This window comes from Chryseobacterium gambrini, assembly GCF_027920505.1.
GTDB lineage: Bacteria > Bacteroidota > Bacteroidia > Flavobacteriales > Weeksellaceae > Chryseobacterium > Chryseobacterium gambrini.
Window position 1 is genome coordinate 935,182 of sequence record NZ_CP115857.1, and the last position, 17,591, is coordinate 952,772.

The following is a 17,591-nucleotide window of genomic DNA, read 5'->3' on the forward strand; positions in this document are numbered from 1 at the left end:
AAGACTACATAAGAGTGATGATTTAAAAAAGTAAATTTCTTTGTAAAAATTCAAATAAAAAAACCGACTGAAAAGCCGGTTTTGGGAACAACTATTTTTTTGATTCTTCAACAGAAACTTTTCTGAATTCCTTGAAAAGCTTGCTTAGTTCCAAAGCTGCTTTACGAGCTCTTGTTCCAGCTGCTTTGTTTCCTTTTTCTGCTTGTTGGTTTGCTTCAGTTGTGAAAGCTTCAAATTCTGCGTTGATTTTTTCAATTAGTTCTTTCATTATTTTTAAAATTTAGGCTGCAAATATAGCTTTTATGGTGATTCCAGCCTAATAGTGAAGAAAAAATTTCCAAGAATTCACAAATAATTTCAATTTTCCGGCAAAATGCTTCAGATTGCCGTAAAACAAGCCGATCCGGAGGAATCGAAAAACAATTCTGCTGCATTTAAAAATTCTTACTGAATGGCGCCTGAATATTCTTCATCTGTCACCGCTTTCAGCCACGTAACCTGCTCATCACCTTCATAATTGGTGATCGCAATATGCGTCATGGAAGTTTTGAAACCTGCTCCATGCCAGTGTTCTGTATTTTCAGGAATATTAATTACGTCTCCTTTCTTAATAACCTGAGCGGTTTTTCCTTTTTCCTGATAAAGACCTTCTCCGTCAATAACCAGTAAAACCTGTCCTTTGGGATGCGTATGCCAGTTTGTTCTGGCTTCAGGTTCGAAAGTAACACTTCCTGCGGAAAAATTATTGTTTTTATCTTTTGAAACCAAGGAAGTAAGAAAAGCTTTTCCGGTAAACCATTCTGCCGGAAGCGGCTCTCCTTTTTTAAATAGATCTGCTGTATTCATTGTTTCTTTTTTATGATATTGACATCCTGACAATATAAGAGCCAGAATGATAAATGATGCTTTTTTCATGGTAATAAAAACTTAAACGGAATCAATCGTTTTAATAATTTTTGCAGGAATTCCTCCAACAATTGTATTTTCCGGAACATCTTTGGAAACTACCGCTCCTGCAGCAACGACTGCATTTTCTCCAACGGTAACGCCGGGCAGAATTGTTACATTGGCTCCTATCCATGCATTCTTTTTAATGACGATAGATTTCCCCGTAAGACCTTTTCTGTGTTGAGGTTCCAGAGGATGATTTTCTGTGATCAGGCTGACTTTCGGACCGATCAGGACATCATCTTCTATTGTGATTCCTCCCAAAGAAAGAAATGTACAGTCGAAATTGATGAACACATTTTTGCCGATGGTAATCCCTTTTCCGTAATTGAGGTAAAGAGGCGTGAAAACCGTTACATTTTCAAGTTTCTTTTCTGTAATTTCACTTAACAGTTCTGATATCTCATGCGGATCGGAAGAATTGTTCAACTGATTGAGCTTATTTTTGATTTCGTAAAATGCTTCTATCAGATGAGGCATTTCAGGATCATCCGGCAAAACCGTTTCGCCATTCTGTAATCTGCTGAAAATATTTTCTTTATAATTCAAGTCTGATTGTTTTAAAGTTAAACATAAGATCCGCTTTTTCATCGGCGGATCACTCGATTATTTTAAATTTGTTCTGAAAAAACTTTCCAGTTTATCAAAAGGAATTACTTCCGTTCTGTCATACAAATCCACATGAACCGCATTAGGAATAATCATTAATTCTTTAGGCTCTGCAGCCATTTTATAAGTGTCTTCAGAAAAATATCTGGAGTGGGCATTTTCTCCGGCAATCAAAAGAACCGGTCTTGGAGAAATTTCTCTGATATAAGCTAAAATCGGAATATTCATCAGAGAAAAACCGTTTGTTTTCGTCCATGCCTGATTTGAATTAACAGAACGTTCGTGAAATCCTCTTGGTGTTCTATAATAATCAAAATAATCTTTTACAAACTGAGGTTCATCCCCTTTTAAGACGTTTGCATTAGGACCGTTTCCATAATCCGGAGTTCCTTTTTCAGCGTCTTTCCATCTTTGCAGGCTCATTGCTTTAAGAATCTGATCCCGCTCTTCCTGAGTCATTTTATCAAAATATCCTTTTGAAGAAACACGGGGCATATCATACATACTTGTCGTGGCAACTGCTTTTACCCTTTTGTCTATGGCGGTTGCATTCAATGCAAAGCCTGCGAAACCGCAGATTCCGATGATCCCGATTTTATCCCGGTCAACATTCTTCTGCAAACCCAGAAAATCTACTGCCGCACTGAAATCTTCCGTATTGATGTCCGAAGAAGCAATATTTCTCGGCTCTCCTCCGCTTTCGCCGGTATAGGAAGGATCGAAGGCAATCACTGCAAAGCCTTTTTCTGCCATCTGATTCGCGTATAAACCCGAAGACTGTTCTTTCACGGCTCCGAAAGGTCCGCTGATCGCCAAAGCAGGAAGTTTTTCGTTTTCTTTATTTTTAGGAAGATAATAATCTCCTGAAAGTACAATTCCGTAACGGTTTTTAAAGCTTACTTTCTTTCTTACCACTTTATCACTCAGGGTAAAAGTGTAATGTTCTTTCTGTTCTGTTGTATTCATTTTTTTCTGATTGGTCTGATTTTTTTGCGCAAATGCCTGTCCGATCAACATGGAGGACAAAACCACCGCAGCGGTAATTATTTTCATATCCGGATTTTTAATTAAAAATTGATGATACAAAATTAGAAACCGCAAGAGCGCAGCAGGTAATGATAATCAAACCAAAAATTAAGAAAATCAAACTTCAGCAGATCTGAAAGCTTTCGGATTGGTTCCTGTCTGTTTTTTAAAGAAATTGTTGAAATAAGTAGGATAATCAAACCCAAGTGCAAAGGCAATTTCAGAAATATTCCAGTCCGTATGCTGCAACAGAGCTTTTGCTTCGGTAAGAATTCTTTCGGTGATATGCGATGTGGTGGATTTCCCTGTGATTTCCTTTACAGAACGGTTAAGATAGTTCACATGAACATTAAGATTTTTCGCAAACTCCTGAGCGGATTTGAGTTGCAGCGGATGATCTGTTGTTTCAATCGGGAATTGTCTTTCCAGCAATTCAAGAAAGACGGAAGTTAATCTGGATGCCGCATTTTGATTCTGATCTATATTTTCCGCAGGTTCAAGCTTTAAAGACTCATGAATGATGAGACTGATGTAATTTCGGATGAGTTCATCTTTATAAAGGTAATCGCTTTCCTGCTCGGCAATCATTTTTTTAAACAGGGTATTGAGAAAGTCTCTCTGTTCTTCAGTGATTTTCAAAACAGGAGTTCCGCCGATCTTAAAAAATGACGATTGCTGAAGACTTTCTGAACGTTCGGAATTTTTAAAGAATTCTTCAGAAAAAAGGATGGTGTATCCTGCATAAGCTGAAGAAATCGTTTCCCAGGAGTACGGAATATGGGGATTTCCGAAAAACAGAATGGTTCCTTCCTGCTCAAAGGTTTTATCTGAATAATGAATTCTGCTTTTACCGGTAGTAAGACAAATCTTGTAGAATTCTTTGCGGCTGTAAGTGCGGGTTTCATTAGTATCCTGCTCTATCTGAAAAGCACGGAATCCTTTTAATTTCAATTCGCTGTTAAAATCCGAAACCGTTCTTTTTACTTTGTCTTTCATAGAACAAAGTTAAGAAATTCAAACAAATGAAAAATATGTATTTATCTTTCATTATTGATTTTTAAATTACGAAAAATTCTCTTTACACTGCACAATTAAGTAAAACTACTGACTTTTTTCTTTCCCAGACTGATTAATTTTGAAGAGTAAAACTGATGATTTCGGAAATCTTTAAACCTCTATTTTGAAGTTTAAAATAATTTTCAGAATCAAAAAAAAACTAATCATTATAAAAACGAAATTACCATGCTGAAAAGACAAAAAGAAAGTATTGAGCAGGAAAGCCTGTTTCTGAGAACATCCGCAGACAGTTCTCAGGGTTTTCTGGAAAACCTTATGAAAGGGTATTCCAAACTCACGATCGATGATCCGCTGATTCCTTTCAGAGAAAAAAATCTGAACCAGATTGTAGATAATGTAGACTATGGAATTTTAAAGGCTCTGGACGGAACCTGGGTGAGCTACAACGCCGATTACAATAAAAATATCGACAGAACAATGAACGGAAGCGGCGTTCATACCACGATTATGCCTTCACCGGGAACGAATTCGGGAACAATTCCGGGAAAGTTCAGCTTCGAATGTGAAGAATACATTGAAAAACTGGTTTTTTCTCTTGTTCCGGGAGGTGTGCGCAATCGTGGCGGGGCAAATGAGCTTTTCTGCGGGGCTATAAAGTATGAGCAAAGCATTAAAAGTGTAAATACCCAAAAAGATAATCCGGATTTGCTGTACACGCCTATTCATGAAGAAAACGGAATGTATCTCTGGCTGAGTGATGTCTACAATCACGCAGCCACAAAGGAATCTATAGAAAGAGACCGCGGAATTCATGCTTTTGATGAGGAGGATTACAAAAACTACGGGTACAAAGGCGAATACAGAAACGAACCTTTGGTACAGGTGAAAGATGAAAACGGCAATCCTCTGTATATTCTGATGAGTGAACTGAAGGAAGGACAGGAATATTATGAGATCATTCCGGCAAAAGAACTGAAACCGGGAGCGGGTAATCGCGGACCGTATTTTATTCCGGATTATTCTATTTCGCGAAGCGGAGTGATTCCTCACGGAAGCACGATCACTTTACTGGGCGACATTGTTCCTTCCCAATCCAATTATCTTGTTCAGGGAGCTCCGCAGTTTCCGGAAGGCGATAAAGCATGGAATTACGATTTCCTTTCTGTTTCGCCAACGATGGGAGGAGCAGGAGCGAGTGAAACGCATCCTATCAATCTGGATGAGCCCGCTCCGGCTTGGGTTCACGAAACGCTGAATGACCAAAATGATCCGGGAGAAAATAAAATTTATACGCAGAGAATTCTTGCACACGATCTTTATCCTTATTCGGTAAGACCGGATCTGAGATTAAGAGATACGCTCAGCGGACAGGAAGTTAAGAATTATGTTTTTCTTCAGATGTCTTCAAAAAACAAGACCGGCGCACAAGGCGGGATTTTAAATGTTCCTTTCGTAAACCGTTTTGTTCCGACGGTGGAGGTAAATTTCAGAATGTGGATCGAAACGGTTGTGGAAAACGGAAGAGAGATTCTTCAGCTTCAGTATGAGCAGATTATTCTTTTTGAATTCCATTTCGGAGATGACGGCGGAACGACAAGCTGGCCTCATATTCAGGTGAACACGCTTCGAAAACTGGAGGATATTCCTGAAGATCAGAGAAAAATTATAGAAGAGCAGTTTTTTGAAGGAACAAAAACTCCGGAAAATATATCCTCAAATGCTCCGGCTGCGACATCAGGCTGTCCGTATCACAAAGGGTAAGTAAATATTTATACTATGGTTTTAAAGAAAGCAGCGACGGCACAAGTGCCGTCGCTGCTTAATATATGCAATACCTATTTAAACAATTATTAATTTAACCAGAAAAGATTTTATCTACGATAAAATTAAACATCAATTCTTTATTGAAAATCTTTGATTTTCTTGCGCCTTAAAGATTTGAGACTAATAGAAATCTTGCCTCTTTGCATTTTCCAACAAGAATATTTTTGTTTTAAAAAACTTTAAAATCTTTATTAACTTTAGCTACAGCAGCTCAATCTGTGGTTCAAATAAAGAGTTTAAAAAAGTTTAAATTTAATGATTATCCTTTTGCTTTTTCGTCTGTGAACAATTCTACGCTTTCTCTTTTTTCAATAAGCTGCATCGGATACAGTTCCGGATTGTAAACCCCGTTCAAAACTTCATTCAGAGCGTGTTTTTTGCTTTCTCCAAAGGTGACGATCAAAATATTTTCTGCGTTATTGATGATGGGAGCTGTAAGGGTAATTCTGAACATTTCCTGAGGTTTCAGGTAATACGCATCGACCCACTTTTCCTTTTCCAAAAGCACTTTTTCTCCCGGAAAAAGTGATGCTGTATGTCCGTCGTCTCCCATTCCCAACAGAATAAAATCAAAACTTCCATCATTTCCCAGTACATTTCTGATCTGATTTTCATATTCCGCAGCAAATTCTTCCGCAGAAACTCCGTCTTTATACATTGGGAAAATGTGATCTTTAGTTACGGAAACATGATCGAGAAGTGTATCGAATGTCATTTTAGCATTGCTTTTCTCGTCATTCAACGGAACCCATCTTTCGTCTACCCAGAAAAAAAAGACTTTGCTCCACTCTATTTTATCTGCATATTCCCCGGAAGCCAACAGCTTAAAGATAGCTTTCGGAGAGGAACCTCCACTTAGCGCCACCACAAAACGGTCGTGATCCTGAATCGACTTTTCGGCCAAATCTACAAAACGGTCTGCAGCTTTTTTATATAATGTATCTAAATCGTTAAATACGGTAATCTTCATTTTTACTTTTTTCTTTATTATATTAAATCTGTTTAAACTTTTATTTAACCGCGAAAGTCACCAAAGATGAACTAAACTTTTATTTAAAGCTGACAATTATAAATGAAAAAGCTCACAGTTTTTAAAAATCTTTGATTTTTATTCTTTGAACGCTTTAATTATTATAGAAATTCACTTTAAAATTGTCTATCGTTTCTTTTGTGGTTAATTCTGAAATAGTTTAACACAAGTTTATTTTTAAACCCAGTGATGTCCCTGTCTTTCTACCAGAGCAGTACTTTCTTCAGGACCCCAACTTCCGGCTTCATAGTTCGGGAAAGAGGCATCTTTTTCATTTGCCCACGCTTCCTGAATGGTTTTTACCACATCCCATGCTTCTTCCACCTGATCGGAACGCATAAACAGGGTTAAATCTCCTAAAAGTGCATCCAGCAATAAGGTTTCGTAAGCTTCCGGCGTATCTTCCTGACAGGCAAAATTATCAAAAATCATTTCTACAGGTTTTAAAACCAAAGAAAGTCCCGGTTTTTTTGCCATAAACTGCAATCGGATGTCCATTAGCGGCTGAATATTGATAATCAATCGATTGGCAGACAATTGTTGCGAGCTTTCTGAAAACGTAGAATGCGGAAGCGGCTTAAACTGAATGGTGATGTAAGAATGTTTTTCTTTCATCTTTTTCCCTGTCCTTACATAAAACGGAACATCCTGCCATCTTTCATTATCGAGATAGAACTTTACGGCTGCAAAAGTTTCGGTGTTGGAATCCGGCGCAATCCCTTCTTCCTGTCTGTATCCTTTTGCTTTTTCGCCATTTACCGATCCTTTTCCGTACTGTCCTCTTACTGCGTAATGGTCTACTTTTTCCGCAGGAATTCTTCGGATAGACTTTAATACGTCCACTTTACGATCTCTGATCTCTCCGGATTCGAGCGAAGCAGGCGGTTCCATTGCCACCATGCAAAGGATCTGCAAGAGGTGATTCTGGATCATATCTCTCAATGCACCAGTCTGTTCATAGAAGCTGCCTCTGGTTTCCACTCCTACTTCCTCCGCTACCGTAATCTGTACAGATTCAATATGTTTACGATCCCACAAAGGTTCAAAAATAGCATTTCCGAATCTGAAGGCAAGAATATTCTGTACGGTTTCTTTTCCAAGATAATGATCGATTCTGTAGATCTGCTCTTCTTCAAAAGCATCAGCCAAAAGGCTGTTCAGTTCAATCGCAGACTGTTTATCGTGTCCGAAAGGTTTTTCGATGATAATACGGTCTTTTTTAGGATCTGAAGCCAGCAATGCATTTTTAATATGATTGGAAATGGTTGCCACAAAATTGGGTCCTATTGAAAGATAGAAAAGTCTGTTTCCTCTTGTTCCGTAGACTTTGTCAAAACTTTCCAGCTTCTGATTAAGATTTTTATAGGAACTCTCTTCATCAAGCTGATGCTGAACATACGTTATGTGCGCCTGAAAACCCGCCCAGTCTTCTGAAGTTACTTTTTTTCTTGAAAAACTGTTCAGGTTTTCTCTGATGTAATTTTTAAAATATTCGTCGGAATTATCTGCTCTTCCCAAAGCGATGATGTTAAAGCCTTTCGGCATTCTTCCATCTATATACAGGTTGTAAAATGCAGGAAAAAGTTTTCTTTTTGCTAAATCTCCTGTTGCGCCAAAAATGATAATTGTGGTGGGCTGCAAAACTTTATTTTCGCTCATTTCTGAATTTTAATGATTAAAACTTTCCCAGTTGGTGTGAAAAACGCCCTCTCTGTCGGTTCTCTGGTAGGTATGTGCTCCGAAATAGTCTCTCTGTGCCTGAATCAGATTCACCGGAAGAGATTCTGTGGTATAGGCATCAAAATATCCTAAAGCCGTCTGAAGTCCTAAGCTTGAAATACCGTTTGAAACTGCAAAAGCTGCTGTTTTTCTCAATGAAGAAACCTTTTCTTTAACGATAGCTGCGATATTTTCATCAAGCAGAATATTGGAAAGCTGAGGATTTTTTGTGTAGGCAGTATAGAATTTCTCCAATAAAACAGAACGGATAATGCATCCTCCTCTCCAGATCTTTACTACATCTTTCAGAGGAATTTCAAACTGATATTCTTCGGAAGCTTTTACCAGTAAAGCCAGACCTTGTGCATAGCTGATTAGTGTAGACAAATACAGAGCCTCTCCCACTTCTTTAATGAAAATTTCTTTGTTCTCTGGAGTTACAACTTCACTGTGAGAATACAGTTGAGAAGCTTTTATTCTTTCGTCTTTATAAGCTGATAAAATTCTGGAAGTTACCGCAATATCAATCGTCGGAATTGAAACGCCGATTTCCATTGCCTGTTCGGAAGTCCATTTTCCGGTTCCTTTAGCACCTGCTTTATCTAAAATCTGATCAACAAGATAACCATCGGTTAAAGAATCTTTCTGCTGGAAAATGTCTCTTGTGATTTCGATTAGGAAAGAATTCATATCTCCGTTATTCCATTCTTTAAACACTTCATAAAGCTCATCATTTGTAAGCTTTGCTCCTTTTCTCAGCAAATCATACGCTTCGCTGATGAGCTGCATAATGGCATATTCAATCCCGTTGTGAACCATTTTCACATAATTTCCTGCAGAACCTTTTCCCATGTAGGCTGTACACGCATCACCATCTACTTTGGCTGCAATGGCTTCCAGCATCGGCTGTAAAAGTCCGAATGCTTCCTGATCTCCGCCCGGCATAATGCTTGGTCCCGTTCTCGCTCCTTTTTCACCTCCGGAAACTCCCATTCCCATAAAATGAAGCTTTTGGGAAGCCAGATCTGCCACACGTCGGTCGGTATCTTTGAAATAAGAATTTCCGGCATCTATTACGATATCCCCTTCGCTCAAAATCGGTTTAAGATTTTCTAATACCGCATCTACCGGTTTTCCGGCAGGAACCATCAGAATAATTTTTCGCGGTGTTTCCAGCTGCGATACAAAATCTTCCAGAGAAGGTATTCCTTTGATATTCATATCAGAAGTTTTCTGTTCTTCCAAATCTTTTATTTTTTCATGATCAAGATCAAATCCTGCAATAGAAAATCCGTGATCGGCGATGTTGTACAGGAGATTTCTCCCCATAACTCCCAGTCCGATCATACCATAACTGTATTTTTCCATTATGATGATGTATTAGTAAATGTTTAAACGTTTAAAGCTTTAAAATTAAGCATTATGAAAGTGATATAGAAATAAGATTAATAAAAATTTTCTATCTGATGTTTAAGGCAATATTTAAAATTTAGTTAAAAATATAATCCTCAAATGTTTACCGCTGAGATATCACACAAAAAACTGGCAACACTTTTATGTGCTGCCAATTCTTAAAAAATAATCGGATATATTTGAAATCAAGAAATTTTTCCTGCCAGTCTTCTTACCATCCCTTTAAAAATAATTCCGTGAAACGGCAAAACAGAGTACCAATATAATCTTCCGGTTAATCCGTGAGGTCGAAAAACCGCTTTTTGCCAAAGTTTACCCTTGTAAACTTTAAACATTAACCATGCTTCTCCAGGAAGCTTCATTTCTGCGAAAAGAATAAGTTTCCCTTCTTCTTTGCTGGCATACAGAACACGCCAGAAATCCAGTGCATCGCCTTCATGAAGTTTATCGGGATGCGTTCTGCCGCGTCTCAGTCCCGGTCCGCCCACCAATAAATCCATAAAACCACGAACCTTCCAGAGACTTTGACCGTACCATCCGTTTGCGCCGCCCAAAGAAAAAACTCTGTGGAGACATTTTTCACGGTCATCATATTCTTCAGTTCTTAAATCTACAAAACAGCCGTACTTCGGAACATCGAGATAATCTTTCAGACTGGAATCGCTTCTGCTGCTGATAAAACTGTCTTTCCAGCTTGAGGCAATTTCGTTGTCCTGAATTTTAGCCAGCGTTCTTCTTAAAGCCGTATCATAAGAAAAAGGCTGAACTCCGGTAATCTGTTTAATCTCCGCAAGGCTTTCCGGTCTGCAGATGACTTCAATCTTCATGCTTCCGACCAATGCAGAAGCTAAATTATAGGATGTTGAAGTAATAAAATACAGCCAGTACGAAGACAATTTCGGAGTCATTACAGGAACGGTAAAAATCTTTCTTTTCAATCCTCTGATTTTGGCAAACTCCAAAAGCATTTCTTTGTAGGACAAAACATTATCACAGCCAATGTCAAAATTTCTGTGATACGCCTGTTCTTTAAATAAAGTAAAAATCAGAAAATCCAGAACATTGGCAATTCCAATCGGCTGACATTTTGTGTGAAGCCATTTCGGAGCCACCATCAATGGTAATTTTTCTACCAGATCTCTGATGATTTCGAACGATGCACTTCCTGAACCAATGATAATTCCAGCCCGTAAAACGGTTGCCGGAACTTTACATTTCATCAGGATTTTTTCAACTTCAAATCTTGAACTCAGATGTTGAGAAAGCTCTTTTTCATTCGCCAAACCCGAAAGATAAACGATGTGTTTACAGTCGGTAGTTTCAATATAATTTGAAAAATTAACGGCGCATTGTCTTTCAATTTCTGCATAATCGTTGCTGTTGCTCATCGAATGCATCAGATAATACGCTCCGGAAATATCTTTCGGAATATTTTCCAGTGTTTCGGGTTTCAGAAAATCCACTTCCACCACTTCAATCTGAGCATCATCAATATCCACACTTTTAGAAAAACGGTTTTTATCTCTGCAGCAGCAGATTACCTGATAACCTTGTGCAGCGATTACGTTAATCATTCGTTTCCCGATATATCCGGTAGCGCCGGTAAGCAGAATTTTTTTCATAAGATTGGTTTTGGTGACTGGAATTTGTTTCTCAGCGTAATGAGAAAATTATACCTTTTCTAAGAGATGTCCAAAATAATCTTTCTTTTTTGAAAGATAACTTTCATTCACCTCATTCGATTCTATTTCCAAAGAAACTCTGTGATTGAGAATGATTCCGCTGTTTTCCAGAGATTTAAGTTTATCCGGATTATTGGTCAGCAAATTAATTTCTTTCACATTCAGAATCTTAAGCATTTCCACCGCTACATCAAAATTTCTTCCGTCTGCAGGCAAACCCAACTTTAAATTGGCTTCCACCGTATCAAAACCTTTTTCCTGAAGCGCATATGCTCTTAACTTATTGATGATTCCTATATTACGCCCTTCCTGTCGAAGATAGATAATCATTCCGCCGTTTTCCGACATATATTTCATTGCCGCGTCTAATTGCTGTCCGCATTCACATTTTTTAGAATGAAAAATCTCGCCTGTGATACACTCCGAGTGAAAACGTACATTTACCGTTTTGCTGAAATCTGTGTTTTCTGCTACCCAAACCAAGTGCGGATTCCAGTCTTCTTCGTGTTCTGAGAATGCATAAACAGTAAACATTCCAAAATCTGTAGGTATATTCGATTGTGCCTGTATTGTCAACATAATTCAAAAATTAAATGGTTTATATAGTACAAATTTATACTTTATTTTAATTAAATGTAAATTTATTTACTAAATTTGTCAATAAATAAATTCTATTATGCAAGAACAAGCCAATATCACGCAGGAAAAAATATTTGAATTATACGGAGATTATCTTTTGAATCACGGAGAAAAACCGAAAAATGTTTACCTTTTTGCGAAAGAAAACAATTTTGAGGAGAAAGAATTTTACCACTATTTCTCAGGATTCGAGCAGATCGAAAGAGAAATATTGAATCATCTTTTCACGAAATCTCTGGAACTCGCTTCGGAAGTGAATTCTTCGAACGAAGTGACAACCAAAGAAAAACTCCTGAATGTGTATTACATTTTCTTTGAAAATCTTACGATGAACCGTTCATTAGTGTTATCTATTTTGGGAAGCAATAAAATCCAGAGCATCAAAACCCTTCAGAATCTTAGGGAAACGCACAAACAATTTGTTAATACTCTCGATTTCAACGAATGGGAAATGATTGAAAAAGCGAAGGAAGACATCCGAAAATTCAACGAAAAATCAAGACAGGAAGCACTTTGGCTCCATTTGGTTTCTGCCATTGATTTCTGGAAAAAAGACACTTCTCCGGATTTCGAAAAAACCGATATTTTTATCGAAAAAACCATTGACACAGGTTTTGAATTGATGGATAATGAACCGTTAAGAAAAGTTTTTGATCTTGGAAAGTTTCTGTGGAAAGAAAAGTTTAAAATGAGTTGATGAATAGCAATTGGCAACTGGCTTTTGGTTTCGAATAAGCTAATATTTATTTGGGCAGCTATTTCCGCCCTCCACTCCCGCTTTTTTGCAAACCAATGACTTCAATTCCTCAGCCATTGGTCTACAAAAAGAGCTCCGTTCAGGTCGGGCTGCGAGATTCGCAGATTCAAGAATTAAAGGTAAAAAAATGAGTATTCGGCTGCGAAAATGAATGAAAATAATCTAGAGAATAGTGCGCTCCGTAGGTGCGGAATCTGTGTAGAAATTACGAATAATTGCGTTGAAGAGAACTCCGTAGAAGCTCAATCTAAAATTCAGAGATAAATTAAAAATAGCACTCCTACGGAGTGCTCCAAAATGGGAAATATATCCTTTTTCTACACAGATAAAGCTCCTAAAGGAGCTTAAAACAACACCTGGCGAACTTAAAAACAGTTAGCAATTAAAAAAAATCATTGCGAACATTTCGTTAAAAACATTTGACAAACAAAATTTAAAAATGAAAACATTAAATAAAATTCCTACAGGAAAATTGGAACGGACAAGCAGCCTGCTCAAAGCAGGAGCAAAAGTCGGCGTCAATTACCTAAAATATTACGGAAATAAAATAACAAAAGATGAAGATGAAGCGCGCAAAATTCTGAATGAGGACAATGCAACAGATATTTACGATTCCTTAAAAGAATTGAAAGGTTCTGCGCTAAAAGTTGCTCAAATGCTGAGTATGGAAAAAAACATTCTTCCGGTGGAGTATGTGGAGAAGTTCTCTCTTTCGCAGTTTTCGGTTCCGCCTTTGTCGGGTGCTTTGGTGAAGAAAACATTCCGAAAATATTTCGGGAAAAATCCGGAAGATATTTTTGATGAATTTTCCGCCGAATCGGTTAATGCAGCGAGCATCGGACAGGTTCATACGGCAAAAAAAGACGGCAAAAAACTAGCTGTGAAAATTCAGTATCCCGGCGTAAGAGAAAGTATTTCGAGCGACCTGAAAATGGTTAAGCCGATTGCAATGAAGATGTTCAACATTAAAAAAGAAGGCTCGGAATCTTATTTTCAGGAAGTAGAAGACAAACTGTTTGAGGAGACTGATTACAATCTGGAGCTCAAACGCAGTCAGCATTTTGCAGAAGAATGCAGTCATCTTCCGAATGTGAAATTCCCCCATTATTATCAGGAATATTCGTGTGAGAAAATCATTACGATGGACTGGATGTCCGGAATTCATTTCTCTGAGTTTACCAAAAAGCAGAATTCGCAGGAGGATTTGAATAAAATCGGACAGACACTTTGGGATTTTTATATGTATCAGATGCATATTCTGAAAAAAGTTCACGCCGATCCGCATCCGGGAAATTTCCTGATTTCGGAAAACAATGAATTATTGGTTATCGATTTCGGCTGTATCAAAGAAATTCCGGAAGATTTTTACATTCCGTATTTCGAACTGGCGAAAGAAGAAAATTTAAAAAATCCTGAGATTTTCCGTGAGAAATTATTCACCTTGGAAATTCTTCGAGCAGAAGATTCAGAAAAAGAAAAAGAGTTTTTTGCCAAATTATTCTATGAATTGCTGGAACTGTTTACAAGGCCTTTTAATCAGGAAAAATTTGACTTTTCAGACGAATCATTCTTTCAGGAGATTGCCGATTTGGGTCAAAAATACGCGAAAGCAAGTGATATGAAAGGAATGAATACCAACCGCGGTTCCCGACATTTTATTTACCTGAACCGAACATTTTTCGGATTGTATAATATGATGCACGATCTGAAAGCGAAAGACGTGGCGATTAATAATTTCAAAAATTATTGTAAGTGATATTTAACCGTAAATCGAAGATTCGACGGAGTCAAAAGTCATAAAAGATTTTGATGAATTACAGGTTATTAAAAGAGCCGAAAGGTTTGAAAACGATTTTGTTGGAATAAATGAATCATTAACAGGTCGCTCCTATCGGAGCAATATAAAATTCCGTAGGAATGTACTGTTAAAAGAAAATAGAAAGCCGTAAAAAGGAAGCTCCGTAGGAGCGACCTGTTAACATTACAATTGTATCTGAATTAAAGTTTAATATAAAAAATATGCCTTCAGGATTACCCTCCAAAATCTGTGAAGTCTGCGGACTGCCTTTCAACTGGCGGAAAAAGTGGAAAAAAAACTGGGACGAAGTAAAATATTGCAGCGAAAGATGCCGAAAAAACAAAAAATCAACATCCTCTGGTTCACCAAAGATTTGAGAACGAGAGATTCAGAATCCTTATACAATGTGATGCAGGAAGACTTACCTTTTCTTGCGGTGTATGTTTTTGACGCTGAATTTTTTGCTCAAAAACAGTTCGGTTCAAGAAAAATCGGAAAATACCGTGCAAAATTTTTGTTGGAAAGTGTAGAAAATTTAAAGCAGAATTTAGCGAAACAGAAGATTCCTTTTTTAGTTAAATACGGCAAAACGGAAGATGTTTTCAAAGAAATTTCCGAGGAATTTGAAATCGTGAAGATTTTCTGTCAGGAAGAATGGACGAAAGAGGAAACGGAACTTCAGACGAAAATCCGAAGTCTGGTTCCGGCTGCCGTTTGGGAAAAATCGTATTCTCAGTTTCTGGTTCATCCGCTTTTTGTTTTTAAGACTTTGGATAAAATTCCGATGCTTTTTACCGCGTTCCGGCAGAAAATTGAAAAAAATATGCTGATCCGCCCTGAATTTGAATCGGAAGATTTGATGTCCGATAAATCGGAAATTCATTTTAAAAGTGATACCATTTCGTTAAAATCGCTCGGTTTTGAAGATTTTGAAACGGACGAAAGAACTGCTTTTCCTTTTTCGGGCGGAGAAAATGAAGCATTGAAAAGATTGCATCATTATTTCTCGGAAACACAGAATCTGAGTCAGTACAAGCAAACCCGAAACGGTTTGGTGGGAACAGATTACAGTTCGAAATTTTCGGCTTGGCTGTCGGATGGAAGCCTTTCTGCGGTAACTATTTACCACGAAATAAAAAAATATGAGGAAGAATTCGGAGCCAATGATTCAACGTATTGGTTGATTTTTGAGCTGCTTTGGAGGGATTTTTTCAGATATGTTTCTTTACAGTATAAAGATTTGATTTTCTGGAAAAGCGGAATTAATCATCAAAAATATTTCGCGGAAAACAATAAAACATTGATTCAAAAATGGAAGGATGGAGAAACGGATTCCGATTTCGTGAATGCGAATATGCTTGAACTGAAAAATACAGGATGGATGAGCAATCGCGGTCGTCAAAATGTAGCTTCCTATTTCTGCAAAATTCTGAAACATGATTGGAGAATCGGAGCGGCGTATTTTGAGGAAATGCTGATTGATTATGATGTTCACAGCAATTACGGCAACTGGATGTATCTTGCCGGAGTCGGAAATGACAATCGTGACCGGACTTTTAACCCTGAAAAACAGGCAGAAATGTATGATTCCAATCAAAAATTCAGACGTTTATGGCTAAAGCAGTAAAACATACCGCCCAATTGATTTTTCCGCATCAGCTTTTCGAGGATACGGATTATCTGGATAAAAGTCAGCCTGTATTTTTGATAGAGGAATTTCTGTTTTTTAAACAGTATTCATTTCATCAACAGAAGATTGCGTTTCACCGTTCGACAATGAAATTTTATGAAACTGAATTAAAAAAGGCAGGTTTTGAAGTTGAATATGTTGAAAGTTCATCGAAATTCAGCGACATCCGAAATTTAATTCCGAAACTTGAAAAAGAAAATTTTACAACGATAAAAACAACGGATGTTTGCGACAATTGGCTGGAAAAAAGATTAAAAAAAACAAAACTGGAACTCGAAATTTTGGATAGTCCGCTTTTCATCAATACCAAAGAAGACCTGAAAAATTATTTTGAGGGTAAAAAATCTTATCATCAGACTGATTTTTATAAGCAGCAAAGAATTACCCGAAATATCCTGATGAAAGCCGGAAAACCTTTGGGCGGAAAATGGACGTACGACACCGAAAACCGGAAAAAATATCCGAAAAATAAAAAAGCGCCCGCAATTCATTTTCCGAAAAACAATGAATTTTACGAGGAAGCAAAACAATATACCGAAAAGCATTTTGCAAAGAATTACGGAACGCTTACGGATGAACAGCTCTACCCGACTACTTTTAAGGAAGCTGAACATTGGCTGGAACAGTTTCTTGAAAACCGCTTTCTGGAATTTGGCGTTTACGAGGACAGCATCGTGGAAAAGGAATATTTTCTGCATCACAGTGTGATTTCTCCATTAATGAACGTCGGACTTTTAACACCTGAAAATGTGCTGGAAAAAGCGATTTCATTTGCAAAAGATCACGATATTCCGGTGAATTCTTTGGAAGGTTTTGTCCGCCAGATTCTGGGTTGGAGAGAATTTGTTCGCGGGGTTTATGTTTATCAGGGAACGTATCAGCGGAATAAAAATTACTGGAAACACAAGCAAAAACTTCCGGAGTCTTTTTACACCGCCAAAACAGGAATCCGCCCGATTGACAGTTCGCTCCAGAAAATCCTGAAAACAGGTTATGCCCATCACATCGAACGACTGATGATTTTTGCCAATTTTATGAATCTTGCTCAGTTCAATCCGGATGAAGTCTATCAATGGTTTATGGAAATGTTCATCGATTCTTTCGATTGGGTGATGGTTCCGAATGTGTATGGGATGAGCAGTTTTTCAGACGGCGGAAAGATGAGCACGAAACCGTACATCAGCGGAAGCAATTATATAAAAAAAATGAGTGATTATCCTGACGGAGAATGGGCGGAACAATGGGATGGGCTGTTTTGGAATTTTATCAACGACAATAAAGATTTTTTTGCCAAAAACCCAAGATTGGGAATGATGCTGAGAACACTGGAGAAAATGCCTGAAGAAAAACGAAAACAGCATTTTAAGACGGCGAAGGAATTTATTGGAAATCTGAAATGATTTTTTAAAAATAAAAGAATTTAATATCAATAGGAACGG

At 37.7% G+C, this 17,591-nt stretch carries 16 protein-coding genes; 6 read left to right on the forward strand and 10 right to left on the reverse strand.

Going from position 1 to position 17,591, the window contains the following annotated elements; translation table 11 throughout:
* Positions 1 to 91: 91 nt before the first annotated feature.
* The 5 genes from PFY09_RS04120 to PFY09_RS04140 form a co-directional block, all read right to left on the reverse strand.
* Entirely contained in the window at positions 92 to 268 is a 177-nt protein-coding gene (locus PFY09_RS04120; protein ID WP_076394683.1) for a histone H1, read from the reverse strand.
* A 176-nt stretch (positions 269 to 444) separates the two neighbouring features.
* A complete protein-coding gene (locus PFY09_RS04125) occupies positions 445 to 846 on the reverse strand; it encodes a (R)-mandelonitrile lyase (protein ID WP_271161503.1) in 402 nt (133 codons plus the stop codon).
* 81 nt (positions 847 to 927) lie between these two features.
* On the reverse strand, positions 928 to 1,539 hold the full coding sequence (locus PFY09_RS04130) for a DapH/DapD/GlmU-related protein (protein WP_271161504.1): 612 nt from the start codon (positions 1,537 to 1,539) through the stop codon (positions 928 to 930).
* A gap of 15 nt (positions 1,540 to 1,554) precedes the next feature.
* Positions 1,555 to 2,610, reverse strand: coding sequence for an alpha/beta hydrolase (locus PFY09_RS04135; protein ID WP_271161505.1), 1,056 nt, complete (start codon positions 2,608 to 2,610; stop codon positions 1,555 to 1,557).
* Positions 2,611 to 2,700: 90 nt separating this feature from the next.
* A complete protein-coding gene (locus tag PFY09_RS04140) occupies positions 2,701 to 3,579 on the reverse strand; it encodes a helix-turn-helix domain-containing protein (RefSeq protein ID WP_256038688.1) in 879 nt (292 codons plus the stop codon).
* Between the two features lie 246 nt (positions 3,580 to 3,825).
* On the opposite strand from PFY09_RS04140, the gene PFY09_RS04145 reads away from it, so the two are divergent.
* The gene (locus PFY09_RS04145; protein WP_271161506.1) at positions 3,826 to 5,361 is read left to right on the forward strand and encodes a peroxidase, FMP-type; all 1,536 of its coding nucleotides are present in this window, start codon (positions 3,826 to 3,828) and stop codon (positions 5,359 to 5,361) included.
* Positions 5,362 to 5,683: 322 nt separating this feature from the next.
* Here the strand turns inward: PFY09_RS04145 and pgl are convergent, their stop codons facing one another.
* The 5 genes from pgl to ribA all read right to left on the reverse strand — a co-directional run bounded on the left by pgl (position 5,684) and on the right by ribA (position 11,847).
* A complete protein-coding gene (pgl, locus tag PFY09_RS04150; protein WP_271161507.1) occupies positions 5,684 to 6,394 on the reverse strand; it encodes a 6-phosphogluconolactonase in 711 nt (236 codons plus the stop codon).
* 237 nt (positions 6,395 to 6,631) lie between these two features.
* Complete coding sequence (gene zwf / locus PFY09_RS04155) at positions 6,632 to 8,113, reverse strand: glucose-6-phosphate dehydrogenase (RefSeq protein WP_271161508.1); 1,482 nt, start codon at positions 8,111 to 8,113, stop codon at positions 6,632 to 6,634.
* A gap of 9 nt (positions 8,114 to 8,122) precedes the next feature.
* Complete coding sequence (gene gndA, locus PFY09_RS04160; RefSeq protein WP_271161509.1) at positions 8,123 to 9,541, reverse strand: NADP-dependent phosphogluconate dehydrogenase; 1,419 nt, start codon at positions 9,539 to 9,541, stop codon at positions 8,123 to 8,125.
* A 230-nt stretch (positions 9,542 to 9,771) separates the two neighbouring features.
* Complete coding sequence (locus tag PFY09_RS04165) at positions 9,772 to 11,208, reverse strand: SDR family oxidoreductase (protein ID WP_271161510.1); 1,437 nt, start codon at positions 11,206 to 11,208, stop codon at positions 9,772 to 9,774.
* A 48-nt stretch (positions 11,209 to 11,256) separates the two neighbouring features.
* Positions 11,257 to 11,847: a GTP cyclohydrolase II gene (gene ribA, locus PFY09_RS04170; protein WP_271161511.1), complete on the reverse strand. Its 591-nt coding sequence runs from the start codon at positions 11,845 to 11,847 to the stop codon at positions 11,257 to 11,259.
* A 97-nt stretch (positions 11,848 to 11,944) separates the two neighbouring features.
* On the opposite strand from ribA, the gene PFY09_RS04175 reads away from it, so the two are divergent.
* The 5 genes from PFY09_RS04175 (at position 11,945) to PFY09_RS04195 (ending at position 17,552) form a co-directional block, all read left to right on the forward strand.
* Positions 11,945 to 12,604 (forward strand): TetR family transcriptional regulator C-terminal domain-containing protein, encoded by a 660-nt coding sequence (locus PFY09_RS04175; RefSeq protein WP_271161512.1) that lies wholly within the window; start codon positions 11,945 to 11,947, stop codon positions 12,602 to 12,604.
* Between the two features lie 499 nt (positions 12,605 to 13,103).
* On the forward strand, positions 13,104 to 14,420 hold the full coding sequence (locus tag PFY09_RS04180) for an ABC1 kinase family protein (RefSeq protein WP_271161513.1): 1,317 nt from the start codon (positions 13,104 to 13,106) through the stop codon (positions 14,418 to 14,420).
* Positions 14,421 to 14,683: 263 nt separating this feature from the next.
* Positions 14,684 to 14,839, forward strand: coding sequence for a DUF2256 domain-containing protein (locus tag PFY09_RS04185; protein WP_082423549.1), 156 nt, complete (start codon positions 14,684 to 14,686; stop codon positions 14,837 to 14,839).
* Positions 14,791 to 16,089, forward strand: coding sequence for a DASH family cryptochrome (locus tag PFY09_RS04190; RefSeq protein ID WP_271161514.1), 1,299 nt, complete (start codon positions 14,791 to 14,793; stop codon positions 16,087 to 16,089). Before PFY09_RS04185 ends, PFY09_RS04190 begins: the two co-directional genes overlap by 49 nt.
* Positions 16,074 to 17,552 (forward strand): cryptochrome/photolyase family protein, encoded by a 1,479-nt coding sequence (locus PFY09_RS04195; RefSeq protein ID WP_271161515.1) that lies wholly within the window; start codon positions 16,074 to 16,076, stop codon positions 17,550 to 17,552. The genes PFY09_RS04190 and PFY09_RS04195 overlap by 16 nt, the downstream gene beginning before the upstream one ends.
* Positions 17,553 to 17,591 lie beyond the last annotated feature (39 nt).